The organism is Streptomyces sioyaensis (assembly GCF_004122735.1).
Taxonomy (GTDB): Bacteria; Actinomycetota; Actinomycetes; order Streptomycetales; family Streptomycetaceae; genus Streptomyces; species Streptomyces sioyaensis.
Genome location: NZ_SDIF01000016.1, coordinates 55,477 through 81,471, shown reverse-complemented (window position 1 = coordinate 81,471; position 25,995 = coordinate 55,477). Strand labels below are relative to the sequence as shown.

Below are 25,995 nucleotides of genomic sequence, written 5' to 3'. Positions count from 1 at the left end.
TCGTGAGCGATACGGCCTAGGGGGTGTCTCTTCGATCTCCGTGGGCCTGCGACGCCTGGCACCGCACTCCCCCAGCTAACGCTGGGGGTACCCCCACGCCGCGTTGTCGCATCACCCACGGACACCCAGTCCGCGGGAGACGCTCCGCCTTGCGATGCACGGCACCAGACGACGCAGGCTGATCCACGGAGATCGAAGAGACACCCCCTAGGCCCCGTAGGGGCGGGTGGCGCGGGCCTCGCGGAGGGTCACCGCCCACCAGGTCAGCTGGCGGAGCAGGGCATCGGCGGCCTGGGTGGCGGCGGCCGGTTCGTGGAGGTCTCCGGCGTCGTCGAAGAGGTTGCCGGCGAGCGGGAAGCTCACCGTTTCGCGCACCGTGGTGGCGTGCAACTCGGCGAAGACCAGCCGCAGTTGTTCGACGGCGCGGAGGCCGCCGGAGATCCCGCCGTACGAGACGAAGCCGACCGGCTTGGCCTGCCACTGGGCGCGCAGCAGGTCGATGGCGTGTTTGAGCGGGGCGGGGAAGGAGTGGTTGTACTCCGGGGTGATCACGACGAACGCGTCCGCCTCGTCCACGCGCTTGGCGAAGGACTCGTACTCCTCGCTGCCGTAACGGAGTTCGTACGGGCGGACCGCGTCCAGATCGATGACGTCCACGTCGGTGTGCGGGTGGCGTTCGGCGTGCCGGGTGAACCAGTTCGCGATGACGGGTGCGAACCGGCCCTCCCGGGTGCTGCCGATGATCACTGCGAGGCGGTACGGGTGCTCGGACATGCGGGCCCTTCATGGTGTGGCGTGACGACGCGTGAGTCGGTGACGGCTGGGGCGCCGTCGGGACCCGACGCTAGGACCTCAAGCGAACTTGAGGTCAAGGGCGGGCGGGGGCCACCCCGGTAGCGTTCCCAGCCGCCGTGCCGTCCGCCGGGTCAGGTCATTCCGTCCCGAACAGCTTCAGCAGCTCCGCCTTCTCGAACATCCGGGCCGTGTCGATCGCCGAGGGGGTGCCCGCCGACGGGTCCGCGCCGTGTGCCATCAGGACCTTGACGACCTCGTCCTCTGCCTTGAAGACCGCGCCGGCGAGCGGGGTCTGGCCGCGGTCGTTGGCGCGGTCGGCGTCGGCGCCGCGCTGCAACAGGGCCTCCACGGTGGCCGGGTGGCCGTAGTAGGCCGCCAGCATCACGAGCGAGTCGCCCTTGTCGTTGGTCAGGTTGGCGGGAACGCCCGCGTCCACGTATGCGGCGACGGTGTCGGTGTCACCGTTCCGCGCCAGGTCGAACACCTTGGCCGCGAGTTGCAGGACCTCGGGGTCGTGCGCGTGCTCGATCGCCTCGGGCCCCTGCGGCTCGGAATTCGCGTCGCTCATGGTCGCCGGCCTCCTGCTGTGGTGGGTGGTGCGTGCGCTGTCATCGCCACCTTATGCAGGCCCACGCCGTTGCGGCAGCGGGCACGGGCACGGGCACGGGCGGGGCGGGCGTGCGGTGGCTCCGTAGTCGCGCCCTCGCCACCACAGCCCCGGAGCCGTCGCCCCGGCCCCGCAGCCGTCGCCCAGGACGGCCCCCGCCCCCGTCGCTCAGAAGCTGGCGCGGATTTCGCCGACCCGGGCGCCGCCGCCGAGGAGCGGGGCGTCTTCGAGGCGGGAGAGTACGGGGTGGTCGAGGCCCATGAGGCGCAGGGTGCGGGCGAGGACCGGGCCGAGGGTGCGGGTGGCGCCGTCGTCGATCTTGAAGGCCAGGGCGCGGCCGTCGGGGAGGGCCAGGGCCTGGACGGCCTCGGCGCCCATCTTGGCGAGGGTCCCGGGGAGGGCCTGCATCAGCCAGGTGTCGGGGCGGCGGGTGCCGGCGACGAACTCCGGGTGGGCGCGCATCGCGTCCGCGACCCGCCGCTCGGGGGTGCCGGGCGCGGCCAGTACGAAGTGCCGGAAGGCGCGGGCCAGGCCCGTCAGGGAGAGGGAGAGCAGGGGCGCGCCGCAGCCGTCCGTGCCGATGTGGGCGACGTCCTCGCCGCCGGCGTTGCGGACCCCTTCGGCCACCAGCTGCTGCAGTGGATGGTCCTGGTCGAGGTACGAGGCGAGCGGCCAGCCGTTGAGGGCGCAGGCGGCCAGCATGGCGGCGTGCTTGCCCGAGCAGTTCATGGTGAGACGGTCACGGGCCCGGCCCGAGGCGAGGTAGGCCTCTGCCTCCTCCGGGTCCAGCGGCAGGTCCGCCGGCGTCTGGAGGTGGTCGGCGGTCAGCCCGTGCTCGGCCAGCATGGTCCGTACGAGCGCGAGGTGGAACGCCTCGCCGGAGTGGCTCGCGGCGGCCAGTGCCAGCCGCTCACCGGAGAGGTCCAGGCCCGCCCGCAGCACCGCCGCGGCCTGCATCGGCTTGTTCGTGGAGCGGGGGAAGACCGGCGTGGTGACCTCACCCAGCGCCCAGTCCACGCTGCCGTCGGCCGCGAGGACCACCAGCGAGCCGCGGTGCCGGCCCTCGACGAAGCCGGAGCGGACGACCTCGGCGAGGACGGGGTGCGCCGCCAGGGGCACCACCGCCCCGGAAACCGGGGTCGCGGCGGAGCCCGGGATCGGCTCGGGTATCGGAGTGGGCGAGGTCATCGGTGGCCTTCCGGGGAGTGGCCTGCGCCCCCGAAGGCTTGTGGCCGGTCAGGACAGCAGGTCGTCTACTTGCGCTTCGCCTTCACGGTACCTGCGGGCGATTTCGGCACTGCAATCGTCGGTGGTGCGCTGCAGAGACTGGCGGCGCCGCGACACCTGCTGCTCGTAGCGGATCAGGCGGCCCATCGCGTCGTGCAGCTCCTGGTCCGTGCGCGCGGTGAGGTCGGACAGCTCCACCTCGCCGAGCATCTCCTCGGCCAGCCTGCGGTACTCCTCGCTGTGCGGGGTCCCCAGCGTCACGTGCCGCGCCGAGGAGCGGTGCCGCGACGGCAGGTCCGTCAGGATCTCCGGGAGCCGGTCGAGGAGGGGGGAGTGCTGGGTGGTCCGGCGGGCGATCTCGGCCCGCAGAATGTCGATCCGGCCCTGCAACAGCCGCCGCACGTAACTGAGATCGGCCTCTTCCTGCTGCGAGTCACGCCGTACCACCCGCAGCTCGGGCAGCCCCAGACCGGACAGGTCGGGAGTGGTCGCCGGACGGCAGTGGTCGCGCTGCTGCGGGGGGCGGGGGTGCTGCGCCTTGCCTGCCGGGAGCATGGGACCGTCCTCCGTGCCGGGGGGCTCGACGCGAGCCGTTGCCGCGGTCGTGGTCGTCGTCAGGGCGGTGGGCGGCGGTGGGGTGCCGGGTGCCGGACGGGCAGGGTCTGTCGTGGGGGCGGTGGATGTCGTCCGTCCGGTCGGTGTCGTACGGGCGGTTGGTACGGGACCGGGTGTCTGTCCGGCGCCGAGAGTGTTCATGAATCGTTCCGTCCCCTCGTCCGGTGCCGCGTCCTGGGCATGTTGTCCATGAAACGCACCACGTGCACGCATCGTGCCACTCTGGGCGGTCCTTCTGCAGGGCCATGGCACCCGAACGGCCCCCGTGGGGGCACTGCTGTCCGAAGGGCGCGGCCCGCCCGGCATCATGGCGGGTATGCGAGCTGTGGTGCAGAGGATTGACGGCGCACGCGTCGAGGTGGCGGGCGAGACGGTCGGGGAGATCGTCGGTGAGGGGCTGTGCGTGCTGGTGGGGGTCACGCACGACGACACACCGCTCAAGGCGGCGCAGCTCGCCCGCAAGCTGTGGTCGGTGCGGCTGTTGCAGGGCGAGAAGTCCTGCTCGGACACCTCGGCGCCGCTCCTGGTGATCAGCCAGTTCACTCTCTACGGTGACGCCCGCAAGGGGCGCCGGCCCACCTGGAACGCCGCGGCCCCGGGGCCGGTCGCCGAGCCGCTGGTCGACGAGGTCGTCGCACAGCTGCGGGCGCTGGGCGCCGCTGTCGAGACCGGCCGCTTCGGGGCCGACATGAAGGTGTCGCTGACCAACGACGGGCCGTTCACGGTGTTGGTCGAGGTGTAGCCGGGACCGTGCCGGTCCGGTCCCGCAGGTGGCAGCCGGGGCGGGAGCCCGCCCCGGCTACGGCTCAGCCCGTCGCGGCTACGGCTCGACGACGACCTCCTGGGCCGCGGCGGTGCCGCCCGCCATCAGCGGGGCGTCCACCGGAACGTTCCGCTTGACCAGGGCGAGCGCGATCGGGCCGAGCTCATGATGGCGGGCCGAGGTGGTGACGAAGCCGAGCTGGCGGCCCTCCTCGCCGTCCGCGGCGAGGCGGATGGGGGTGCCGTGCGGCGGCAGATGGACCTCACTGCCGTCCAGGTGCAGGAAGACCAGCCGGCGCGGCGGCTTGCCGAGATTGTGGACCCGGGCGACGGTCTCCTGGCCGCGGTAGCAGCCCTTCTGGAGGTGGACGGCGCTGCCGATCCAGCCCACCTCGTGCGGGATGGTGCGGTGGTCGGTCTCCAGGCCCAGCCGCGGGCGGTGCGCCTCGACCCGCAGCGCCTCCAGCGCCAGTACGCCGATGGCCGGGCCGTTGGCGTCGGCGAAGGCCTCCAGGCCGGTGCGCGGCAGGAACAGATCGCGGCCGTGCGGGGTCTCGCGGACGACGGTGTGCTCGGGCGCCTCGGCGATGGAGCCGGCCGGCAGATGCACGACGGCGATCCCGCCGGTGCGGTCGGCGACCTCGACCCGGTAGAAGAACTTCATGCTCTCCAGGTAGGCGATCAGCGCCTCCTGCATGCCCGGTTCGGTGTGCATCCAGGTCGTCTCGCCGTCGTCGACGAGGGAGACGGCATGCTCGATGTGGCCGTGCGCGGACAGGATCAGCGCCTCGGTGGCCTGGCCGGGCGGGAGGTCGCTGACGTGCTGGGTGAGCAGCAGATGCAGCCAGCTCAGCCGCTCGGGGCCGGTGACGGTGACCACGCCGCGGTGCGAGAGGTCGACGAAGCCGGAGCCGTCGGCGAGCGCGCGCTGCTCCCGGAAGAGGTCGCCGTAGTGCGCGGCAACGCCTTCGTCGGGAGCCTCGGCGGGGACGGCGCCGGGCAGCGACAGCAAGGGGCTGGCGGGTGATTGTCGCAGCATGCGCCCAGCCTACGACTCGCCGTCAAACTGCCTCAGCCGTCGCCCGGGGCGGCCTTGCCCCGGCAGGCCGCACAGCGCCCGAAGATCGCGAAGTGCTTCATGTCCGTCTCGAAGCCGAACTGTTCGCGCAGCTGCGCCGTGAACGGTTCGGCCACCGACAGATCCGCCTCGATGACGTCCGTGCAGTCCCGGCACACCAGGTGGATGTGGTGGTGGCGGTCGGCGAGGTGGTACGTGGGGGCGCCGTGGCCGAGGTGGGCATGGCTGACCAGGTCCAGCTCCTCCAGGAGCTCCAGGGTCCGGTAGACGGTGGAGATGTTGACCCCGCCCGCCGTCTTGCGCACCTCGGTGAGGATGTCGTCCGGGGTGGCGTGCTCCAGCCTGTCCACAGCCTCCAGCACGAGCTGACGCTGCGGGGTCAGGCGGTATCCGCGCCTGCGGAGGTCGCTCTGCCAGTCTTTGGTCACCACACCGCCAGTATGAAGTGCTCTCCCCGGGACGGCGAAGATTCCTGGGGAGAGCGGATCCTCCGGCGCCTTACGGGTTGTAGGGCGTGCCGTCCGGCCGGAAGAAGGAGACGCCGTCCGGCATGTCGTCGGGGAGGCTCTCCGCCCATTCCTTGAGATCGGCGACCTTCTTCAGATGCGCCGACATGTAGGGCCGCAGCGGCACGTCCGGGGTGGACTTCTCGCCGACCCACATCAGATCGCTGTTGACGTAGCCGTAGAGCCGCTTGCCGCCGCTGTACGGGCCGGACGCGGCGGTGCGCGCGATGGCGTCGGTGGCCAGGTCGATCTGCGGCTTCTGGTCGGCCAGCTCGCCGTACCAGACCTCCACCACGCCCTGGTCGCGGCACATCACGATCTCGACCTTGCGGTCCGCGTCGATGCGCCAGAAGCCGGTTTCGGTCTCCAGGGGGCGGACCTTCTTGCCCTCGCCGTCGAGCACCCAGCTGTGCGAGGTGTATTCGAGGAAGTCACGGCCGTCGTGGGTGAAGGTGACCGCCTGCCCGAAGTTGCACTTCTCGGTGCCCGGGAAGTCGGCGACGCCGGCGCCCTCCCAGGTGCCGAGGAGGAAGGCGAGCGGCACCAGGGCCGGGTTCAGGTCGGACGGGATCTCGATCATGAGAGCTCAGACGATCTATAGAAGGGGGCGGACGGTGTGCGCGAGGCGCGTGGCCGGCGCGGACCGGCGGTCGGTCAGCGCTGGCCCTGGTAGAGCTTCTGCCAGGTCAGAGCGGCGAACCCGAGCACGCCGACGGCGACCAGAACCAGCAGGGTGGTGAAGAATGCCTCAAGCACGAGCGCGCTCCTTGGACGGAGTGAGGGTGTAACGGACCGCCTGCGAGTCTAGTCGGCGGCGCTGACGGCGGCGCTGTGAGGTCTCCCGCCCCCTCTCCCGCCCTAGTCTTGCCCCATGGCGAAGAAGCTCGTGATCAAGGTGACGGCGGGTGCGGATGCGCCCGAGCGGTGCTCGCAGGCGTTCACGGTGGCGGCGGTGGCGGTCGCCAGCGGCGTCGAGGTGTCGCTGTGGCTGACCGGGGAGTCGGTGTGGTTCGCGCTGCCGGGACGGGCGGCGGAGTTCGAGCTGCCGCACGCGGCGCCGCTGCCGGAGCTGATCGACGGCATCCGGGCCGGCGGCGGGGCGCTCACGGTCTGCACCCAGTGCGCGGCGCGGCGTGACATCGAGCAGAAGGACCTGATCGAGGGGGCCGGGATCGCCGGCGCCCAGGTGTTCGTCAGCGAGATCATGCCGGACGACGTCCAGGCGCTGGTCTACTGACGCGGGCGCGGGCGGGCCTACTGGGGGTGCTTGTCGTCCCCCCGGTCGTCCAGCTCGCGCCACCAGCGGTCGGACTCCGGATCGCCGGACTCGTCCCACCAGCGCTCGCCGGGCTCGCGGCGGTTGCCGATGATCGCCGCGACCGGCGGGATCACCATGGCGACGACGCACATGCCCACCGCGGCCGGCACCGACCACAGCCGCACCACACCCCAGGCCAGGACGAACAGCACCAGGCACACGCCCATCAGGACGAAGTACCTGCGATGGCGGCGCTCTACGGGCGACCGGCGGTGCGCGTCCATGTCTCCACCGTAAGTCCGCACGGGGCCGGACAGAAGTCGGGCGGAAGTCGGGGGAACGGCCGGGCGGAAGCCGGGTGGAGTCCGGGCCGGGCCGCGCGGCGCCGGGCACGCCGAAGGGCCGCACCCCCGATCAAGGCGTCCAAACCTCTGGGGTGCGGCCCTTCGGACATCATTGCCGTCAGACGGCGATGGCAACCTCCGCCAGGCCGCCCTTCTGGGCGACGACGGTGCGGTCCGCGGTGCCGCCCGGGACGAGCGCACGCAGCGTCCAGGTGCCCTCGGCCGCGTAGAAGCGGAACTGTCCGGTCGCGGAGGTGGGGACCTCGGCGGTGAACTCGCCGGTGCTGTCCAGGAGTCGGACGTAACCGGTGACGGGCTCGCCGTCGCGGGTCACGCTGCCCTGGATCGTGGTCTCACCGGGCTTGATGGTCGAGGCGTCCGGGCCGCCTGCCTGTGCTCCACACATAGGGGTACTTCCTTGAGGGGTAAGGGAGAAGCGGGGGTGGTTACTTGTTGGCGCCGAGCTCGATCGGCACGCCGACCAGCGAGCCGTACTCGGTCCAGGAGCCGTCGTAGTTCTTGACGTTGGTCTGGCCGAGGAGCTCGTGCAGCACGAACCAGGTCAGCGCGGAGCGCTCACCGATACGGCAGTAGGCGATGGTGTCCTTCGCCAGGTCGACCGACTCCTGCTCGTAGAGGGCCTTGAGCTCCTCGTCCGACTTGAAGGTGCCGTCGTCGTTGGCGTTCTTCGACCACGGGATGTTGCGGGCGCTGGGCACGTGGCCGGGGCGCTGCGACTGCTCCTGCGGGAGGTGCGCCGGGGCGAGCAGCTTGCCGCTGAACTCGTCGGGGGAGCGCACGTCGACGAGGTTGAGGTTGTCGATCGCGGCGACGACGTCGTCACGGAAGGCGCGGATGGCCGTGTTCTGGGCCTTGGCCTGGTACTCGGTCGCCGGGCGCTGCGGGACCTCGGAGCCGTCGACCAGGTCGCGCGAGTCCAGCTCCCACTTCTTGCGGCCGCCGTCGAGCAGCTTGACGCTGTCGTGGCCGTAGAGCTTGAAGTACCAGTAGGCGTAGGAGGCGAACCAGTTGTTGTTGCCGCCGTAGAGGACGACCGTGTCGTCGTTGGCGATGCCCTTCGCGGAGAGCAGCTTCTCGAAGCCCGCCTGGTCGACGAAGTCGCGGCGCACCGGGTCCTGGAGGTCCTGCTTCCAGTCGATGCGGACGGCGTTCTTGATGTGGTTCTTGTCGTAGGCCGAGGTGTCCTCGTCGACCTCTACGAGGACGACCTTCGGGTCCTCAAGGTGGGCTTCGACCCAGTCGGCGTCTACGAGGACGTCGCTACGGCTCATGGTGTTCTCCTCCGGGGCAGTTGCGGGGGCGGTTGCAGAGTGGCAAGCGGGTCCGCCGGGTGCGCGCGGATGATCTCCGGGCGGGGGGTCCGGGCGGGCGCTGTGCGGGAACGAGCGGGCGGCGGCCCGAGGGGCCGGCCGGTGAGGACGGGCAGGGAAGACCCGTCAGACAGGGCGACAGAGCATGGCGGCGACGCGGCACAGGTCTACTGCCCGCCGCTTCGTCAGTACCGCACGTCCCCGTGGACGGAGACCGCTCAATGAGCTCTGCATGGCTCCGATCGTAGGGAGACAGAGTGGGGCGTGTCACCGGCGTGTCGAATAATGAGACGTGATTGTCCGTGATGTGGGACGAGAGGTGCTGTCGTGCCGGCCTCCGCAGGTCCGCGGGGGCCGTACGCCGGTGGGGGGTCTGGCTTACGGACCAGGGCGTCTCAGGAAATGGACGTGGGGCGGATTCGGGCTACGGCGCGGGCCGGTCGGGCGGCGCGACCGGCCGGCGGCGGGCCGGGCGGCGGGAGGCGGCGGACCGGTGGGGCGGCCCGCCGTGGTGTCCGGTCGTGCCGGCCGGTCGGTCGTCGCGGCCGGTCAGCCGGGAAGCTTGACGTCCTTGCCGGAGGCGGAGATCGAGATGCCGTCGGGCATCGTCACGACCTTGTCCAGCTTCAGGTTGCCGGGCAGCTGCTCCAGCTTCCAGTCGTGGTCGGTCTGGGCGCGGACCTTGGCCTCGCAGCCCGGGAGGATCTTGCACATCCGGGGGAGCCCGTCGGCCCGCAGCCGGACGGTGTCGCCGTGCACGATGCTGATGGAGCCGGTCACGTCCAGCTGGCTGAGCAGCGGGACGTTCGGCGATATCTTCACCTGGCTGCGGCCGTCCTTCTGCCCGCCGTAGGTGACCTTGACGTCGGCGCCCGCCGCCTTGGTCAGGTCGGCGTAGTTGATCCGGGCGTTGCCGGTCGCCCAGGCGGCGCTCTCGATGGACGTGTAGTCGCTGTTCAGCGTGACCTCGTGGAACTGCGCGGACAGCTGGTCGATGCGCAGCGTGCGTCCCTCGGCACGGGCCTGGATGCCCCCGAGGTCGGCGTCCACCTCCTGGAGGTTGCGCCCGGCGACCTGGGTCAGGAACGGGAATCCCTTGATCGCGACGTTCGGGGCCTTGTCGAGCCCCTGGCTGCTGCGGATCTTGTCCGCGGCCTTGTCCTCGGCGAGATTCACCGCGACCCGGTCGGCCGCCACGAACAGCCCGCCGAGTATGACCACGACGAAAAACAGCACGCGAAGTGCACGCATCGAACCACTTCCCCCACACCTGGGCCGGATATCCGGCCGACTCGTCCGGGCAGGCCGCCTGCCTGCGTTCCGGGGGAGCCTAAACGACGTGGTCCGGGAAGCGGGAGGCGGCGGTCGCCGGGCAGCACGGGCTGCTTTTCCGGCGGCCGCCGCTCCGTTTCGCCGCTGATTCCCGGGGTTCCCGAGGTTCCCGGGGGCCCTGCGGCTTCTGCGCTTACGTGCTCGCTTCGGTGGTCATCCCTCGGTGGTCATCCCAGCGTCCGCCCCAGGACGTAGACCGCGGGCGCGGCCAGGGCCAGCGGCAGGGCCACCCCGGCCGTCAGATGGACGAAGCGGGACGGGTAGTCGTAACTGGCCACCCGCAGCCCGATCAGGGCGCAGCCGCCGGCCGCCAGGCCCAGCAGCGCACCGGAGGCGCCGAGGCCGGTGAGCTGGCCGGCCGCGATACCGGCGCCCGCGGCGGCCACCAGGGCGACGCCGATCGAGGCGGGGCCGGGCAGCGGCAGCGCACGGGCGAGGGTGGCCACCGCGGCCCCGGCGGCGCCGACCACCACCGCATACGGGCTCGCCGCGAGCTGGCCGGCGGCGAGCACCGCGAGCGCGGTCGAGGTCAGGCCTGCGGTCAGCGCGTACATCCGCTCGTCGGCGCTGCTGCGGTTGCGCAGCTGGAGGACGAGGACGAGCAGACACCACACGCCGAGCGTGCCGATGCCCACCAGCGGCGCGCTCTCACGGTCGGTGGCCAGCAGCGCGACATCGGTGGTCAGCCCGGCCAGGAAGGCGAGCGCGATGCCCTGCCGGGCCGGCCACATGCCGTTGAGCCGGAACCAGCCGGCGGCGGTGACCGCTTGCAGCAGCGCCACCGGGACGGCGAGCACCGGGCGGCCCAGCGGCGCGGTCAGCGCCAGCAGCAGGGCGAGCCCGGCGGTCAGCGCGGCCGGCTGGATGCCGGGCGGGATGATCGGCGAGCGGCCCTCGGCGCGGGCGCGCTGGTTGGCCGCGAGCGGCGCGCTGGAGACCGGAGGGGTGGGCAGCGGCGGCTTGGCCGCGGGCGCGGCGGGCGCCGGCCTGGCCTGCTGGGGGTGGGCGCGGCCGTAGGGGTCCTCGGCCGGCCGCGCGCTCTGGTGCTGGGTGGGCAGCTGCGAGGGCTCCGCGGACGGGACGCGGTGGCCTTCGTGACCGTAGGGCGGCTGCTGTGCGGGCTGTTGGGGTTGCTGGGGCTGCTGCTGTGCGGGCTGGTGGGGCTGCTGCGGATGCTGCTGCCGGGCGTGCTGCGGCCGCTGCCCGTGTTGCTGCTGCCCGTACGCCTCCCGCCCGTACTGCTGCTGGCCGTGCTGCTGCCCGTACTGGCGGCCGTACGGGTCGTGCCCCTGCTGCTGCCCGTACTGCTGCTGCCCGTAAGGGTCGTGACCCGGCTGCTGCGGGGACGCGGCGTGGGCCGGCCGGCCGTACGGCGGCTGCGCGGACTGCTGCGGCCGGGGGGCGTACGGATCCTGCGGCGCGTACGGATCCTGCGGGGCGTATTGATCGGGCCGGCCGTAGGGGTCCTGCCGCGCGGCGGGATCGTGCGGCGGGTACGGGTTGTGGTGCTGCGGCTGGTTGTCGCTCATGATCGTGTGCTCACCCTCCCGCGAACGGCGGCAGTACCTCGACGGTCCCGCCCTCGGCCAGCGGCACCGCCCCGTGGTCGCGGGTGCCGACCGGATCGCCGTCCACCAGGAAGGAGCAGCGCAGCAGTACGCGCGCGAACTCGGGGTTCGCGGCGTGCGCCGCGCGCGCCGCGTCGAGCGCCTCGGCGAGCGTCGCCGCCGCGTACGGCTCCTCTGCCGTGCCGGCGGCGGCCTTGGCCGCGGCCCAGTAGCGCACGGTGCCAGTTGTTGTCACGGCGGCCTCTTCGTCGTGTCGGTCGGGGGGCTGCCCGTGGTGGCGGGCACCCCGTCGTTGCCGCCTCCATGATGGCGTACGTGGCGGGCGGCCCGGTCCCGGCGATTTCCGGCTCAGCCGACTGTCCGTGCGGTTCCGGCCGCGGTATATCGGTTGCCGTGGGCACATGTTCGCCTAGGCTCACTGTGTGTTGGTCCGACTTGCATGGGGGCATTTGCGGCCCCACCGACGAGCGATCTCCCTGATCGTGCTGCTCCAGTTGACCCAGACCCTGGCCACCCTCTATCTGCCCACCCTCAACGCCGACATCATCGACAACGGTGTGGTGAAGGGCGACACGGGCTACATTCTCGGCACCGGCGCTTTCATGATCGCCGTCACTCTCCTGCAGATCGTCTGCGCGATCGGCGCGGTCTATTTCGGTGCCCGTACGGCCATGGCGCTCGGCCGGGACGTCCGCGCCGCGGTCTTCGACCGGGTGCAGTCCTTCTCCGCCCGGGAAATGGGCGCCTTCGGGGCACCGTCGCTGATCACCCGCACGACCAATGACGTCCAGCAGGTCCAGATGCTGGTGCTGATGACGTTCACGATGATGGTCTCGGCGCCGATCATGTGCATCGGCGGCGTGCTGATGGCGCTGAACCAGGACGTGCCGCTGTCCGGTCTGCTGCTGGTCATCGTGCCGGTGCTGGCGATCCTGATCTCCCTGGTCGTGCGCCGGCTGCGTCCGCTCTTCCGCGGGGTGCAGGAGCGCATCGACACCGTCAACCGCGTCCTGCGCGAGCAGATCGCCGGTATCCGCGTCATCCGCGCCTTCGTCCGCGACGGCTACGAGCGCGAGCGCTTCGCCGGGGCCAACACCGAGCTGTTCGAGGTGTCGCTGCGCTCCGGCCGGCTGATGTCGATGATGTTCCCGATGGTCATGCTGATCGTGAACCTCTCCAGCGTGGCCGTGGTCTGGTTCGGCGGGCTGCGGATCGACGCGGACGAGATGCAGATCGGCGCGCTGACGGCGTTCCTCAGCTACCTCATGTACATCCTGATGTCGATCATGATGGCGACGTTCATGGTGATGATGCTGCCGCGCGCCGAGGTCTGCGCCGAGCGCATCCAGGAGGTGCTGTCGACCGACTCCAGCGTCACCCCGCCCGAGAACCCGGTCACCGAGCTGCGCCGGCACGGTGAACTGGAGCTGCGCAACGTCGAGTTCCGCTTCCCCGGTGCCGAGCAGCCGGTCCTCAAGGACATCTCGCTGCGCGCCCGCCCCGGTGAGACCACCGCCGTCATCGGCTCCACCGGCTCGGGCAAGTCGACCCTGCTGGGGCTGGTCCCGCGGCTGTTCGACGCGACCGGCGGCACGGTCCTGGTGGACGGCGAGGACGTCCGCACCCTCGACCAGGAGACGCTGGCCCGGACCATCGGCCTGGTCCCGCAGAAGCCGTACCTCTTCTCCGGGACCGTCGCCACCAATCTGCGCTACGGCAATCCGGACGCCACCGACGACGAGCTGTGGCAGGCCCTGGAGACCGCCCAGGCGCGGGAGTTCGTCGAGCGGATGGAGGGCGGTCTCCACGCTCCCGTCGCGCAGGGCGGCGGCAATGTCTCCGGCGGCCAGCGGCAGCGGCTGGCCATCGCGCGGGCGCTGGTGCGCCGGCCCGAGATCTACCTCTTCGACGACTCCTTCTCCGCGCTGGACTACGCGACGGACGCGGCGCTGCGGGCCGCGCTGTCCCGGGAGACCGACCGCGCGACGGTGGTGATCGTCGCCCAGCGGGTCGCCACGATCCGCGGTGCCGACCGGATCGTGGTCCTCGACGAGGGCAGGGTGGTCGGCACCGGCACCCACACCGAGCTGATGGCCGGCAACGAGACCTACCGGGAGATCGTGCTCTCCCAGCTCACCGAGCAGGAGGCGGCGTGACCACCGCGGACAAGGCGCCGGCCGCCGGGACCCCGTCCGCCGGCGGGCAGAGTGCGCAGGCGGCGCCCGGACGAGGCCCGGCCCCGGCGATCGGGCCCGCCCGGATGATGGGCGGCCAGCCCACCGAGAAGTCGATGGACTTCAAGGGATCCGGCAAGCGGCTGCTGGCCCAGATGCGGCCCGAGCGCGGCGTCATCGGCTTCGCGCTGGTCCTGGGCGCCCTGAGCGTGACGCTGACGGTGGTGGGCCCCAAGGTCCTCGGCCGGGCCACCGACCTGATCATGTCCGGCATCGTCGGCCGCCGGCTGCCCGAGGGGATCACCAAGGCCCAGGCGGTGGCCCAGCTGCGCGCCCACGGCCAGGGCGGGCTCGCCGACATGCTCGGCGCGATGCCGGTCGTCCCCGGCCAGGGGATCGACTTCGGCGCCGTCGGCGGGGTCCTGCTCTGGGCCACCCTGATCTACGCGGGCGCCTCGGTCTTCGGCTTCGTGCAGGCCCGGATCGCCACCAGGGTCGTCCAGCGGACCGTGTTCCGGCTGCGCGAGCAGGTCGAGGAGAAGCTGGCGCGGCTGCCGCTGAGCTACTTCGACCGGCAGCAGCGCGGCGAGGTGCTCTCCCGGGCGACCAACGACATCGACAACATCCAGCAGACGCTGCAGCAGACCCTCAGCCAGATCGTGGCCTCGCTGCTGACCATCGCCGGGGTGCTGACGATGATGTTCTGGATCTCGTGGCTGCTGGCGCTGGTCGCCCTGGTCACGGTCCCGGTCTCGGTGCTCGTCGCCACCCGGATCGGCAAGCGCGCCCAGCCGCAGTTCGTCCAGCAGTGGAAGACCACCGGCAGGCTCAATGCGCACATCGAGGAGATGTACACCGGCCACAGCCTGGTGAAGGTCTTCGGCCGCGAGCGGGAGTCCGCCGAGCTGTTCCGGCAGCAGAACGAGGCGCTGTACGCCGCCGGATTCCGGGCTCAGTTCATCTCCGGGATCATCCAGCCCGCGATGATGTTCATCGGCAACCTGAACTACGTCATGGTGGCGGTCGTCGGCGGTCTGCGGGTCGCCTCCGGGGCGCTGTCCATCGGTGACGTCCAGGCTTTCGTCCAGTACTCCCGGCAGTTCAGCCAGCCGCTCACCCAGGTCGCCTCGATGGCCAACCTCGTCCAGTCCGGCGTCGCCTCCGCCGAGCGGGTCTTCGAACTCCTCGACGCCACCGAGCAGGAGCCCGACGCCGCCCGGCCGGCCCGGCCCGAACGGGTCGAGGGACGCGTCGGGTTCGAGGACGTCACCTTCCACTACGCGGCCGACAAACCGCTCATCGAGGGGCTGTCGCTGGCCGTCCACCCCGGGCAGACGGTGGCGATCGTCGGCCCGACGGGCGCCGGCAAGACCACGCTCGTCAATCTGCTGATGCGCTTCTACGAGGTGCGCGGCGGCCGGATCACCCTCGACGGCACCGATATCGCCGCCATGTCGCGCGAGGAGCTGCGGTCCCACATCGGCATGGTGCTCCAGGACACCTGGCTCTTCGGCGGCACGGTCGCGGAGAACATCGCCTACGGAGCGCCCGCGGGCATCTCGATGGACAAGATCGTGGCGGCGGCCCGGGCCACCCACGTCGACCGCTTCGTGCGCACCCTGCCGGACGGCTACGACACCGTGCTCGACGACGAGGGCGGCAATGTCTCGGCCGGTGAGAAGCAGCTGATCACCATCGCCCGGGCCTTCCTCGCCGAACCGGCCATCCTGGTCCTGGACGAGGCCACCAGCTCGGTCGACACCCGCACCGAGGTGCTCATCCAGCAGGCGATGGCCCAGCTCCGCAGCGGCCGCACCAGCTTCGTCATCGCCCACCGGCTCTCCACCATCCGCGACGCCGACGTCATCCTGGTGATGGAGAACGGCGCGATCGTCGAGCAGGGCCCCCATGACGCCCTGTTGGCGACGGGCGGCGCCTATACCCGCCTGTATGCGGCGCAGTTCGCGGAGGCGGTGGCCGAGCCGGAGTGAGCGCGGCCCAGGGCCTGATCCACACGACAGGCCCTGGCGGGCGGCCCGGGGTGATCCGACAGACACGTCCTACGACGGGGTGCGGGCCGTGATCCACTCCCCGATCCGCCCCAGCAGCTCCGGCGCGGCCGCGTTCTCGGCGTGCCCGAAGCCCCGCTCGATCCACAGCTCCGCCGTCGCCGGGTCGGCGGCCGACATCAGCATCCGTGGATGGTCGAGGGGGAAGTACGGGTCGCGGTCGCCGTGGACCACCAGCAGCGGGGTGGGCGCGAGCCGCCCGGCGGCCTCGGTGGGGGAGAGCGGGACGGGGTCCCAGTCCTCGGAGTGGATACGGGTGCCCAGCCCGAACCGGGAGACGAGCCGTCCGGTGGGGCGGGTGATGACCCAGTGGAGGCGGCGCATGGGCGCGGTGCCGCGGTAGTACCAGCGGGCGGGGGCGCTGACCGCGACGACCGTGTCGGGCCGCGCATCCGTGCGCTCCCCGTGCTCCCCCGGGCCGTGCAGCGCCGCCTGCCGCAGGACGACCGAGCCGCCCATGGAGAAGCCGACGGTGGCGACCCGGCGGTGGCCCAGGGCGCGGGCCCAGCGGACCGCGGCGGCCAGATCCTCGACCTCGCGGTCGCCGACCGTGGAACGCCCGCCGGATCCGCCATGTCCACGGAAAGAAAACGTGATCACGTCCGCATGCTGGGAAAATGCGGCAGCCGCCCGACGAAGTGCGGGGCGTTCCAGCGCCCCGGTGAAGCCGTGCGCCAGGACGATCGCCGGGGTGCCGGCGCAGGTGGCCGGATCCGCTTCAGAACGGGCCCGACGGGGGGTGTGGGCGGCCTCGATCCGGACCCCGTCGGAGGTCAACAGGCACACCCGATGACCACTCGAAGTGATCGAGGGAACACGAGAGGCTGCACATTCGGCCTCGGGTCCGGGAGTCATGTGAGCTATTCTGCTGGGCAAGAAGGATCCGGGCAGCGTTGCCCCCGGGTCCTTTTGTGCTTTCAGCCGCGTTCACGCGCGACTGCGAGGACCCGTACGAAGCAGTGCCGCAGACACCCCGGCCGAGGCCGGGAGGTGCCCCCGTCGCAGGGACCGAGGAGGAACCAGACGTCATGGGCGAGCGAAGCAGGCAGAACCGCACACAGCAAGGGGCGGAACACCCCGGCAGCCGGGCAGGTGGTCGCGCGTGAGTTCCCTCCTGCTGCTGACCAATGCACTCCAGCCGTCGACGGAGGTGCTCCCGGCGCTCGGCCTGTTGCTGCACAGCGTGCGGGTGGCCCCTGCCGAGGGACCGGCACTCATCGACACCCCCGGGGCCGACGTCATACTGATCGACGGCCGCCGCGACCTGCCGCACGTACGGTCCCTGTGCCAGCTGCTGCGGTCCACCGGACCCGGCTGTCCGCTGGTGCTGGTGGTCACCGAGGGCGGGCTGGCGGCGGTCACCGCCGACTGGGGCGTGGACGACGTCCTGCTGGACACCGCGGGCCCGGCCGAGGTCGAGGCGCGGCTGCGGCTGGCCATGGGCCGCCAGCAGATCACCACCGACGACGGTCCGATGGAGATCCGCAGCGGTGATCTCTCGGTCGACGAGGCGACCTACAGCGCGAAGCTGAAGGGCCGGGTCCTGGACCTGACCTTCAAGGAGTTCGAGCTGCTGAAGTATCTGGCGCAGCACCCGGGCCGGGTCTTCACCCGCGCCCAGCTCCTCCAGGAGGTGTGGGGCTACGACTACTTCGGCGGCACGCGGACGGTCGACGTCCACGTCCGGCGGCTGCGCGCCAAGCTCGGCCCCGAGCACGAGTCGCTGATCGGCACGGTCCGCAACGTCGGCTACCGCTTCGTGGTGCCGGAGAAGCCGGAGCGGTCGGGAGAGAAGGGCAAGGGCGACGCCGCGAAGGCGGCCGAGTCCTCGGGGGCCCCGGGCACGGCGCAGCGGGACGGCCGTGGCGCACCGGACGGTGACGGCTCCGGGAGGGCGGTCGGCGCCGGCGCGGACTCCCCCGATGCGCAGCCTGCCCGCCGGTAGCACCACCCGCGTAGACTGCCGCGCGTGGCCAAGGTGACGCGGGATGATGTGGCAAGACTGGCGGGTACGTCCACCGCCGTTGTCAGTTACGTCATCAACAACGGACCACGGCCGGTCGCCCCGGCCACGCGCGAGCGGGTACTCGCCGCCATCAAGGAGCTCGGCTACCGGCCGGACCGGGTGGCGCAGGCGATGGCGTCCCGCCGTACCGACCTCATAGGGCTGATCGTGCCGGACACCCGGCAGCCGTTCTTCGCGGAGATGGCGCACGCCGTCGAACAGGCCGCCGCCGAGCGCGGAAAGATGGTCCTGGTCGGCAACGCCAACTACCTCGACGAGCGCGAGGTGCACTATCTGCGGGCCTTCCTCGGGATGCGGGTGTCCGGGCTGATCCTGATCAGCCAGGGCCCCAGCGAGCACGCGGCCGCCGAGATCGACGCCTGGGACGCCCGGGTGGTGCTGCTGCACCGCCGGCCGGACGCCATCGACGACGTCGCGGTGATGACGGACGACGTCTGGGGCGCGCAGCTGGCGACCCGGCATCTGCTGGAGCACGGCCATCCCTACGTCGCCTTTCTCGGCGGCACGGAGGAGACCCCGAAGTCCGGCGACCCGGTCACCGACCACGTCGAGGGCTGGCGGCGGGCCATGCAGGAGTCCGGCAAGTCCGCGGAGGGGCGCTACTTCCAGGCCCCCTACAACCGCTACGACGCCTACCAGGTCGCGCTGAAGCTGCTGGCCGGGCCGCAGCGGCCGCCGGCCATCATGTGCGCCACCGACGACCAGGCGATCGGCGTGCTGCGGGCCGCCCGCGAGCTGCGCATCGACGTGCCCGGTGAGCTGGCGGTCGCGGGCTTCGACGACGTGAAGGAGGCCGCGCTCACCGATCCGCCGCTGACCACGGTCGCCTCGGACCGCGAGGCGATGGCGCGGGCGGCGGTCGATCTGGTGCTGGACGACGGACTCCGGGTGGTCGGCTCCCGGCGGGAGCGGCTGCGGCAGTTCCCGTCGCGGCTGGTGGTACGGCGGTCCTGCGGCTGCGGCGGCTGAGGCCGCGGGGCGGCCCTGAACCCGACGTCTTTATATCGGGCATACCCACTTCTGTCGGGTCTCTCAGGACGCTCTCAGCCGGTTCTCATGGACCGGGCGGAGAGTTTTCCCCATGACCGAGAGCTACCGCCGAAGCGGCGATGACACGCCCCAGGACCGGCCGTCCGCGGACGGCAACCACTACGCCTCCGCGTACGGGTACGGATACGGCAGCGAGTACGCCCAGGGCGCCCAGGGCGGCGCCGGGCAGGCCGTGCCACCGCCACCCCCGCACGCCCCCTCGTCACGGCGCCGGACCCGCCGGCCGGTCGCGCTGATCGCGGCGGTGGCGCTCATCTCCGGCCTCATCGGCGGCGGCAGTGCGGCGCTGATCGCCGACGCCACCAACCGGGCGACGCAGAACAGCTCGTCCACCCCGCTGGTCAATGCGGGCAACAAGTCCAGCGGCAGCGGGGTCTCCGCGGTGGCCAAGGCGGTCAGCCCGGCGATCGTGGAGATCAAGGCCCGGACCGCGAACGGGGAGTCCACCGGCTCGGGCGTGGTCGTCACCAGCAACGGCGAGATCGTCACCAACAACCACGTGGTGGCCGGCGCGCACACGGTGACCGTCACCTTCAGCGACGGCAGCCGCAAGACCGCCAAGGTCGTCGGCACCGACCCCGACAAGGACCTGGCGATGGTCAAGATCAGCGGCGTCAAGAACCTGACCGCGGCCCAGCTCGGCGACTCCGACAAGATCGCGGTCGGCGACCAGGTGGTGGCGATCGGCTCGCCCGAGGGGCTGACCGGCTCGGTGACCAGCGGCATCGTCTCGGCGCTCAACCGCGATGTGACCGTGCCCAAGGAGGAGAGCCGGGGGCAGCAGGACAACGGGGGCGACGGCGGCTGGCCGTTCGAGTTCGGCGGCCGGCAGTTCAACGGCGACCCGGGCCAGTCGAAGACCTCGTACAAGGCGATACAGACCGACGCCTCGCTCAACCCGGGCAACTCCGGCGGCGCCCTGATCAATATGCAGGGTCAGATCATCGGCATCAACTCCGCGATGTACGCCCCGAGTTCGGGGGCGTCGAGCAGCTCGGCGGGCAGCATCGGCCTGGGCTTCGCCATCCCGATCAACACCGTCAAGGCCGACCTCGACTCGCTGCGCGGCGGCGGGAGCGGAGGCAGCAACAGCGGCGTCTGACCTCCCACCCTCCGCCGGCCGGTGGCCCCGGCCCGCCACCACCCGGCACAAGACCCTCCGCGTCACCCCCGCCATAATCCCGTCGTCGTGCAAGGCTGAAGAGCAGCCGTTCCTGATCCCACCCGAGGTAGCCACACCCATGAGCCCCGCCGAGCACGGTGACCACCCCGCCCGCATCCTGATCGTTGACGACGAGCCCGCGGTCCGGGAGGCCCTGCAGCGCTCACTGGTCTTCGAGGGGTACGTGACCGAGCAGGCGGTCGACGGCCTGGACGCGGTCGAGAAGGTCGCGTCCGGCGACCCCGAACTGATCGTGCTGGACGTCCTGATGCCCCGGATGGACGGGCTGACCGCCGCCCGCCGGCTGCGGGCGAGCGGGGTCACCGTGCCGATCCTGATGCTGACCGCCCGTGACACGGTCGGCGACCGGGTCACCGGGCTGGACGCCGGTGCCGACGACTACCTCGTCAAGCCCTTCGAGCTGGACGAGCTGCTGGCCCGGATCCGCGCCCTGCTGCGCCGCAGCGGGTACGCGGCCGGCGGGGGCGCCCCCGAGGAGGGCGAGACGCTGAGCTTCGCCGATCTGCGGATGGACCTGGCGACCCGCGAGGTGACCCGGGGCGGCCGGCCGGTCGAGCTGACCCGTACCGAATTCACCCTGCTGGAGATGTTCCTCGCCCATCCGCGGCAGGTGCTGACCCGGGAGCAGATCCTCAAGGCCGTATGGGGCTTCGACTTCGAACCCACCTCCAACTCCCTCGACGTGTACGTGATGTATCTGCGCCGCAAGACGGAAGCGGGCGGCGAGCCGCGGCTGGTGCACACCGTGCGGGGGGTCGGCTACGTCCTGCGGGCGGACGGCGGCGCGGAATGAGCGGCACCGGGGCACACACTCCGGGCGGCGCGGGCTCGGCGCACAGCAGTCTCGGCGCACGCTTCGCACGGCTGCCGCTGCGCTCGCGGCTGACCCTGCTCACTGCGGCCGCGGTGGCGGTGGCGGTGGCGGTCTCCGCGCTGGCCTGCTGGCTGCTCACCCGCGCCCAGCTGCGCGACGAGGTGGACAACTCGCTGCAGAACGTCAGCGTCCCCGCGGACTATCTCCAGCTGACCTACGCGCCCTGCCAGCCCACCGACCCGACCGAGAGCAAGAACGCCCCGCCCTCGTACTACAACGTCCAGATCGTGCAGGTCGACGGCTCGCGGTGCATCGGGCCCAACTCCCAGCCGGTGCGGGTGCAGCGCGCGGACGTCGCGGTGGCGCAGGGCGTGGAGCGCGACTCCCTGCACGACGCCGTCACCACCGGCGGCGTGGACGTCCGGGTGCTGACCAAGCACATCGGTGTCCAGGGCGTGCAGTTCGCGGTGTCCATCTCGCGCCCGCTGACCGAGGTCAACAGCGCGCTGAACCGCCTGGCGCTGCTGCTGGCGGCCGTCGCGGGGCTGGGCGTCGTCGGCGCGGGCACGGCCGGACTGGGCGTCGCCCGCTCCGGCCTCAAGCCCGTGGACCAGCTCACCGATGCCGTCGAGCACGTCGCCCGCACCGAGGACCTGGCCATCCGGATCCCGGCCGACGGCGACGACGAGATCGCCCGGCTCTCGCGCTCCTTCAACTCCATGACCGCCGCGCTCGCCGCGTCCCGTGATCTGCAACAGCAGCTGATCGCGGACGCGGGCCACGAGTTGCGCACGCCGCTGACCTCCCTGCGGACCAATATCGATCTGCTGGTGCGCAGCGAGCAGTCCGGCCGGCCGATCCCGGCCGCCGACAAGGAGGCCCTGCTGGCCTCGGTGAAGGCGCAGATGGGGGAGCTGGCGGCGCTGATCGGCGATCTCCAGGAGCTGTCCCGGCCCCCCGAGCCGGGGCACAGTGCCATCGCGGTCGTCGCGCTGCACGACGTCGTCGGCGCGGCGCTGGAGCGGGCCCGGCTGCGCGGCCCGACGCTGACCTTCGCGGCGGACCTGCACCCCTGGTACGTACGCGCCGAGCCGGCCGGGCTGGAGCGGGCGGTGGTCAATCTGCTCGACAACGCGGTGAAGTTCAGCCCGCTCGGCGGCACCGTCGAGGTCCGGCTGTCCGGCGGGGAGCTGACCGTACGCGATCACGGCCCCGGCATCCCACAGGACGAACTGCCGCACGTCTTCGAGCGGTTCTGGCGCTCCCCGTCCGCCCGCAGCCTGCCGGGCAGCGGCCTGGGGCTGTCGATCGTGGCCCGGACGGCACAGCAGGCGGGCGGCGCCGTACGGCTGCGGTCCGCGGACCTCGGCGGCACCGAGGCGGTGCTGACACTGCCGGGCGCCGCGACCCCACCACCGGACGTGCCGGGCCCGGGCCCCCAGGAGACCGGGGAGCCGCCTCCCGCAGCGCGCTAGCGGCCCGCCGGGCCTGCCCGTTGGCTACTCGCTCGGGCCGGCCCGGCGGTTGCTCCCTCGGGCCGGCCCGCCGCGACTTACTTCTTCCAGGGCCTGTCCCGGCCCCGTGGGCGGGTGATCAGGGGCACAGCCCGTCGTCGGGCCGCGGGGACGGTCAGGCTGCCGGCGCGAATGCGGTGATGGCGTCGACGAGGTCGGCCGGGGCTTCCAGCGGGATCAGGTGACCGGTGTGGGGGACCACCACGAAGTCGGCTTGGGAGAGGTAGGGCACCAGGTTGTCGCGGAGCACGCCGACGGGCTCCACCTGGTCGTGTTCTCCGGCGACGACGAGAGCGGGCACGCTGACCATGCGCGTGTGCTCGGTGATGTCCTGCGCGATGCCGCGCTGCGGCCACTCGGTGCGGGCGGCGTCGGTGACGGTCCGCGAATCGGTCACGATCTGCGCCTTGACCGGAGCGGGCAGCTCGGTCGCGGTGAGGACGTGATCCCGTGCCCCGGCCACGGACTCGGCGGAGTCGTAGGCGTGCGACAGGGCTTCCTGGTACTCGGGAGTGACCTGTGCGGCGGGCTTCGCCGGGCCGGAGCCGACGAGAACGATGCCGCGCAAGCCGGCGGGCCGGGTGGCCGCGACCAGCTGTGCGACCTTACCCCCCATCGAATGCCCCACCAGGACGTAGTCGGTGACCCCCGCATCCGCGAGCACGGCGAGTGTGTCGTCGGCGAGCTGACCGAGCGTATAGGGACCGGGCAGAGCGCTCGACCGGCTCCACCCGCGGAAGTCGACCGTGAGCACGTCACGGCCCGCCAGGCGGTCGACGACGAGGTCCCAGGTGCGGGCAGAACCACCCCAGTAGTGCAGGAACACCAGAGTCGGCCCGGTCCCCGGCCGATGGTCGTAAGCGGGCAGAAGCGTCTGCTGCGTCGTGTTCATGATGGCTCTTCCGGTCGATGCTCCAGGCGATTGCCCTGTGTATTCATGGAAACGTCTGCACCCGGACGGGGCATCGGCGTGACTGGTCGCCCGATGGTGAAAGCTGGACACGTGAGCGTGATCCGGCAGATGACCTACCAGCCCGCAGGAAGCCGCGCCGCCTCGGTCGAGACGATGACGTTCGGCCGCCTTCGCGAGCTGAACGACGGCGGCACGCAGCGCGCCGACTTCCACGTCCTTGCCGTCATCGACGCCGGACCCGGCTCAGTCACGGTCGATTTCCACCTCCACCCGCTCCAAGATCGGTCCGCGGTGTGGATTCCCCCCGGCGCGGTGCACCGGTGGGACGACATCGCCGAAGTGGCAGGGCACCTCGTGCTGTTCGTGCCGACCGCGCCGGTCACCCACACCACCCGAGAACTCGTCGCCTCCCCGGACCTGGCCGCGCACTGGAGCATCCCCGACGCCGACCGGCCCTTCGTCGACGCGGCGCGCAGCCATCTCCTCCTCGAAGCATCCGCCCCACCCAGTGACTCCTCGACGGAGCTGCCCGAAATCCTGCTCTCCGCGCTCATCACCCGGCTGCACCCACCGCACGCCGAAGCACGGCTCACACATCCGGTGTTCCGGTTGTTCCGCTCCAGCGTCGAAGCGCACTTCCGGCAACACCACGACGCCGGCTACTACGCCCGTGCGCTGGGATACGCGCCCCGCACCCTCTCACGAGCGGCGCAGCAGGCCACCGGCCGCACCGCGAAGGCGTACATCGTCGAACGGATCACCCTGGAAGCCAAACGGCTCCTCGCACACGACCGCCTCACCGCCGCCCGCTGTGCCGACATACTCGGCTTCTCCGACGCATCCAACTTCTCGGTGTTCTTCCATAAGGCCACAGGCAAACGCCCGGGCGCGTGGCAGACGGCGGTGGCCGCCGAGTGAGGAGGTGCCCACAAGAACACTCACATCTGTGATCACGTGGCGTCACAACCCCGTGATCACCGGAACTCCGCGCTCACCTCTCTGTATCGGTGCGCCACCGTGCCTACCCCCGCGACCTCTTACTTCTTCTTCGCCGCGTCCCCGAACGGCAGATTCGATCCGAACATGTCGGCGCGAATGCCGTCCCGCTCGACGGAGATGTGCTGAAGCCGCACGTCCCCGGGCATCTTGGGGAGCTGGAAGGACAGCGACAGCCGGTCGGCGAGCTGCGGCTTGGTCAGGCCGGTCAGCGTGCCGAGGATCTTCGGGTCGATGCCGACCTTCTGGAGCAGCCAGGGGTGGTCCGCGACCACGTCGACCAGATTGACCTTCATCAGCTTCTGGATGAAGCGCGGTGAGCCGGTCAGCTCGTGCAGCTTCTCCTCGCTGCGCAGCGCGTCCTGGATGTAGATCTTGGGGATGCCGATCCGGTCGGCGATGGCCGGGATGCTCAGCATCTGCTTGACTTTGGCGGCCTGCCGGCTGAGCTCGGCGGCGGTCTTGCGGGTCAGCCGCAGGCCCTCCTCCTTGCCGGTGCCGGGGCGGTAGACGGCGATGTCGCCGATGTCCAGCCGCATCTGGCTGATGTCGGTGGAGATGCCGCGGTCGCCGGCCCGGCGGATGTGCGCCTGGGCGTGGACGCGCAAGTCATGGCCGGCGACCGGCAGTTGGCCGACCGCGCGGACCGCGTCGGGTCCCATCTCGCTGAACTTGACCTGCGAGGCGCCCAGTTCGCGGTTCATGTCATCGAAGGCGAGCAGCACGCTGCCGTGCATGGTGCCGATCGTGGCGCCCTTGATGGAGCTGGGCAGATCGCCGTCGAGCTGTACGTCGTCCGCGGTGGTCTCGACCTTGGCCAGCGACACCCGGTCGGCGGCCAGGTCGGGAATGGTCACCTTGACCCGGTCGACGCGCTTGTCCGCGACCTGGGTCAGGAACGGGAAGCCCTGGATGTCGACTTCCGGGGTGGCGTTCAGATGCAGCGCGTCCTTCAGCTTCTGCGCGGCCGCATTCTGCGCGTACAGCACCGCGAACCGGTCCCCGAGCGCCAGGAACGAGGTGCCGACCAGGACGGCGACCAGCAGCTTCACGGTGATCGACATGGCCGCGAAGCGGCTGATGCCACGCTTCCTGCCACGCTTCCGGCGGCGGTGGTTCGGCGGCTTCCACCCGTCGTCCACCTCGTCGTCCGAGCGCAGTCCCAGGCCCAGCGGGTCGTCGCTGTCGTCGCGCTCGTTGAGGTAGGTGCGACGCCGGGGCACCCCGTCGGCATCGAACGAGCCGTATTCCGGCTCGGGTTCGGGCTCCGGCTCCGGGTCGGCGAGCGCTGCCAGGTCCGCATACGGGTTGACCGGGTGGACCGGGGTGAGCTTTCTGGTCTCGCCGGCGGGGTCGTCCTGGGTGCCCGTCGCAAAGGACTCGGCGCGGTGCGGCGCGGCGGGCGAGGGCGAGGGTATGCGTGTGGGGGTGCGCATCCGTACATCCCACCATGAGCGGGCCCCTCGAACGCAAGTTGCCCCGGAAGTAAGTCGGTTATGCGCGGGTTGTCGCCTCGGCCTTGATGAAAAATTGCCTTGCGTGTGGGCGGAGCTGAACTACCGTCATGCCTCTTGGTGACCTGAGCGATTGGCGGACACGGTGCCGAGGCTGTTGACCGATACCGGTCTCGCCTCGCCCAGCCGGCCCGATAACGAGCCCTGTCACGGGACTCTCCGTCACACCCTGCATGTCCCTCCCGCAGTTACGCAGTGCATTGCCCCGCTGGCTCAACCATTGCCCCCCAGCAACCCATGTGCTCCACCAACCGACAGCCCTCCAACGACCCGCCCATCGACCCGACAACGGAAAGACGGACGCCCTCCCATGAACTCT

General features: G+C 71.4%; 27 protein-coding genes. 10 read left to right on the top strand and 17 right to left on the bottom strand.

The annotated features are described in order from the left end of the window. Window positions 1–207 precede the first annotated feature (207 nt). The 4 genes from EST54_RS08530 to EST54_RS08515 all read right to left on the bottom strand — a co-directional run bounded on the left by EST54_RS08530 (window position 208) and on the right by EST54_RS08515 (window position 3,184). Window positions 208–774 carry an NADPH-dependent FMN reductase gene (locus EST54_RS08530; protein WP_129246639.1) on the bottom strand — a complete coding sequence of 189 codons (567 nt, stop codon included), beginning with the start codon at window positions 772–774 and terminating at the stop codon, window positions 208–210. A gap of 157 nt (window positions 775–931) precedes the next feature. Next, complete coding sequence (locus tag EST54_RS08525; RefSeq protein ID WP_129246637.1) at window positions 932–1,363, bottom strand: ankyrin repeat domain-containing protein; 432 nt, start codon at window positions 1,361–1,363, stop codon at window positions 932–934. 207 nt (window positions 1,364–1,570) lie between these two features. Beyond that, window positions 1,571–2,590, bottom strand: coding sequence for an asparaginase (locus EST54_RS08520; RefSeq protein ID WP_129246635.1), 1,020 nt, complete (start codon window positions 2,588–2,590; stop codon window positions 1,571–1,573). A 48-nt stretch (window positions 2,591–2,638) separates the two neighbouring features. After that, window positions 2,639–3,184, bottom strand: a complete 546-nt coding sequence (locus EST54_RS08515) for an RsiG family protein (protein ID WP_129246633.1) — start codon at window positions 3,182–3,184, stop codon at window positions 2,639–2,641. Between the two features lie 376 nt (window positions 3,185–3,560). Here EST54_RS08515 and dtd point away from each other — a divergent pair, with 376 nt between their 5' ends. Then, window positions 3,561–3,986 (top strand): D-aminoacyl-tRNA deacylase, encoded by a 426-nt coding sequence (gene dtd / locus EST54_RS08510; RefSeq protein WP_129246631.1) that lies wholly within the window; start codon window positions 3,561–3,563, stop codon window positions 3,984–3,986. A gap of 78 nt (window positions 3,987–4,064) precedes the next feature. Here the strand turns inward: dtd and ygfZ are convergent, their stop codons facing one another. The 3 genes from ygfZ to EST54_RS08495 form a co-directional block, all read right to left on the bottom strand. After that, complete coding sequence (gene ygfZ, locus EST54_RS08505; RefSeq protein WP_129246629.1) at window positions 4,065–5,045, bottom strand: CAF17-like 4Fe-4S cluster assembly/insertion protein YgfZ; 981 nt, start codon at window positions 5,043–5,045, stop codon at window positions 4,065–4,067. Between the two features lie 32 nt (window positions 5,046–5,077). After that, on the bottom strand, window positions 5,078–5,515 hold the full coding sequence (locus EST54_RS08500) for a Fur family transcriptional regulator (protein WP_129246627.1): 438 nt from the start codon (window positions 5,513–5,515) through the stop codon (window positions 5,078–5,080). Between the two features lie 67 nt (window positions 5,516–5,582). Continuing rightward, the gene (locus EST54_RS08495; RefSeq protein ID WP_129246625.1) at window positions 5,583–6,170 is read right to left on the bottom strand and encodes an FABP family protein; all 588 of its coding nucleotides are present in this window, start codon (window positions 6,168–6,170) and stop codon (window positions 5,583–5,585) included. A 291-nt stretch (window positions 6,171–6,461) separates the two neighbouring features. Between EST54_RS08495 and EST54_RS08490 the strand changes: the two genes are divergently transcribed. Beyond that, entirely contained in the window at window positions 6,462–6,827 is a 366-nt protein-coding gene (locus tag EST54_RS08490; protein ID WP_006603935.1) for a DsrE family protein, read from the top strand. A 17-nt stretch (window positions 6,828–6,844) separates the two neighbouring features. Here EST54_RS08490 and EST54_RS08485 read toward each other — a convergent pair whose 3' ends face one another. From EST54_RS08485 to EST54_RS35280, 7 genes are all read right to left on the bottom strand, one after another. Then, on the bottom strand, window positions 6,845–7,132 hold the full coding sequence (locus EST54_RS08485) for a DUF3099 domain-containing protein (RefSeq protein WP_078568648.1): 288 nt from the start codon (window positions 7,130–7,132) through the stop codon (window positions 6,845–6,847). 178 nt (window positions 7,133–7,310) lie between these two features. Next, complete coding sequence (locus EST54_RS08480) at window positions 7,311–7,598, bottom strand: DUF1416 domain-containing protein (RefSeq protein ID WP_006603933.1); 288 nt, start codon at window positions 7,596–7,598, stop codon at window positions 7,311–7,313. Between the two features lie 40 nt (window positions 7,599–7,638). Next, complete coding sequence (locus tag EST54_RS08475) at window positions 7,639–8,484, bottom strand: sulfurtransferase (protein WP_129246623.1); 846 nt, start codon at window positions 8,482–8,484, stop codon at window positions 7,639–7,641. 165 nt (window positions 8,485–8,649) lie between these two features. Continuing rightward, on the bottom strand, window positions 8,650–8,757 hold the full coding sequence (locus tag EST54_RS36130; protein WP_350252853.1) for a putative leader peptide: 108 nt from the start codon (window positions 8,755–8,757) through the stop codon (window positions 8,650–8,652). A gap of 315 nt (window positions 8,758–9,072) precedes the next feature. Then, a complete protein-coding gene (locus EST54_RS08465) occupies window positions 9,073–9,774 on the bottom strand; it encodes an LmeA family phospholipid-binding protein (RefSeq protein ID WP_167511504.1) in 702 nt (233 codons plus the stop codon). 248 nt (window positions 9,775–10,022) lie between these two features. Then, window positions 10,023–11,384 (bottom strand): hypothetical protein, encoded by a 1,362-nt coding sequence (locus EST54_RS08460; RefSeq protein WP_129246621.1) that lies wholly within the window; start codon window positions 11,382–11,384, stop codon window positions 10,023–10,025. 10 nt (window positions 11,385–11,394) lie between these two features. Further along, window positions 11,395–11,640 carry a MoaD/ThiS family protein gene (locus tag EST54_RS35280; protein ID WP_093484552.1) on the bottom strand — a complete coding sequence of 82 codons (246 nt, stop codon included), beginning with the start codon at window positions 11,638–11,640 and terminating at the stop codon, window positions 11,395–11,397. 205 nt (window positions 11,641–11,845) lie between these two features. Here EST54_RS35280 and EST54_RS08450 point away from each other — a divergent pair, with 205 nt between their 5' ends. Next, window positions 11,846–13,579 (top strand): ABC transporter ATP-binding protein, encoded by a 1,734-nt coding sequence (locus EST54_RS08450; RefSeq protein WP_129246619.1) that lies wholly within the window; start codon window positions 11,846–11,848, stop codon window positions 13,577–13,579. 107 nt (window positions 13,580–13,686) lie between these two features. Next, on the top strand, window positions 13,687–15,588 hold the full coding sequence (locus EST54_RS08445) for an ABC transporter ATP-binding protein (protein WP_167511507.1): 1,902 nt from the start codon (window positions 13,687–13,689) through the stop codon (window positions 15,586–15,588). Window positions 15,589–15,657: 69 nt separating this feature from the next. Here EST54_RS08445 and EST54_RS08440 read toward each other — a convergent pair whose 3' ends face one another. Then, entirely contained in the window at window positions 15,658–16,521 is an 864-nt protein-coding gene (locus EST54_RS08440) for an alpha/beta hydrolase family protein (RefSeq protein ID WP_239013135.1), read from the bottom strand. A 247-nt stretch (window positions 16,522–16,768) separates the two neighbouring features. Here EST54_RS08440 and EST54_RS08435 point away from each other — a divergent pair, with 247 nt between their 5' ends. The 5 genes from EST54_RS08435 (at window position 16,769) to EST54_RS08415 (ending at window position 22,214) form a co-directional block, all read left to right on the top strand. Then, on the top strand, window positions 16,769–17,611 hold the full coding sequence (locus EST54_RS08435) for a response regulator transcription factor (RefSeq protein ID WP_129246613.1): 843 nt from the start codon (window positions 16,769–16,771) through the stop codon (window positions 17,609–17,611). A gap of 24 nt (window positions 17,612–17,635) precedes the next feature. Beyond that, window positions 17,636–18,661, top strand: coding sequence for a LacI family DNA-binding transcriptional regulator (locus EST54_RS08430; RefSeq protein ID WP_129246611.1), 1,026 nt, complete (start codon window positions 17,636–17,638; stop codon window positions 18,659–18,661). A 112-nt stretch (window positions 18,662–18,773) separates the two neighbouring features. Next, window positions 18,774–19,844: a S1C family serine protease gene (locus tag EST54_RS08425; RefSeq protein ID WP_129246610.1), complete on the top strand. Its 1,071-nt coding sequence runs from the start codon at window positions 18,774–18,776 to the stop codon at window positions 19,842–19,844. Between the two features lie 139 nt (window positions 19,845–19,983). Then, a complete protein-coding gene (locus tag EST54_RS08420; protein WP_129246608.1) occupies window positions 19,984–20,718 on the top strand; it encodes a response regulator transcription factor in 735 nt (244 codons plus the stop codon). Continuing rightward, window positions 20,715–22,214 carry a HAMP domain-containing sensor histidine kinase gene (locus EST54_RS08415; protein ID WP_129246606.1) on the top strand — a complete coding sequence of 500 codons (1,500 nt, stop codon included), beginning with the start codon at window positions 20,715–20,717 and terminating at the stop codon, window positions 22,212–22,214. Before EST54_RS08420 ends, EST54_RS08415 begins: the two co-directional genes overlap by 4 nt. A gap of 154 nt (window positions 22,215–22,368) precedes the next feature. On the opposite strand, the gene EST54_RS08410 is transcribed toward EST54_RS08415, so the two are convergent. Further along, on the bottom strand, window positions 22,369–23,145 hold the full coding sequence (locus tag EST54_RS08410; protein WP_129246604.1) for an alpha/beta fold hydrolase: 777 nt from the start codon (window positions 23,143–23,145) through the stop codon (window positions 22,369–22,371). A gap of 111 nt (window positions 23,146–23,256) precedes the next feature. Here EST54_RS08410 and EST54_RS08405 point away from each other — a divergent pair, with 111 nt between their 5' ends. Further along, window positions 23,257–24,084 carry a helix-turn-helix domain-containing protein gene (locus EST54_RS08405; protein ID WP_161989266.1) on the top strand — a complete coding sequence of 276 codons (828 nt, stop codon included), beginning with the start codon at window positions 23,257–23,259 and terminating at the stop codon, window positions 24,082–24,084. Between the two features lie 119 nt (window positions 24,085–24,203). Here EST54_RS08405 and EST54_RS08400 read toward each other — a convergent pair whose 3' ends face one another. Further along, complete coding sequence (locus tag EST54_RS08400) at window positions 24,204–25,598, bottom strand: LmeA family phospholipid-binding protein (RefSeq protein WP_129246600.1); 1,395 nt, start codon at window positions 25,596–25,598, stop codon at window positions 24,204–24,206. Between the last annotated feature and the right edge of the window lie 397 nt (window positions 25,599–25,995).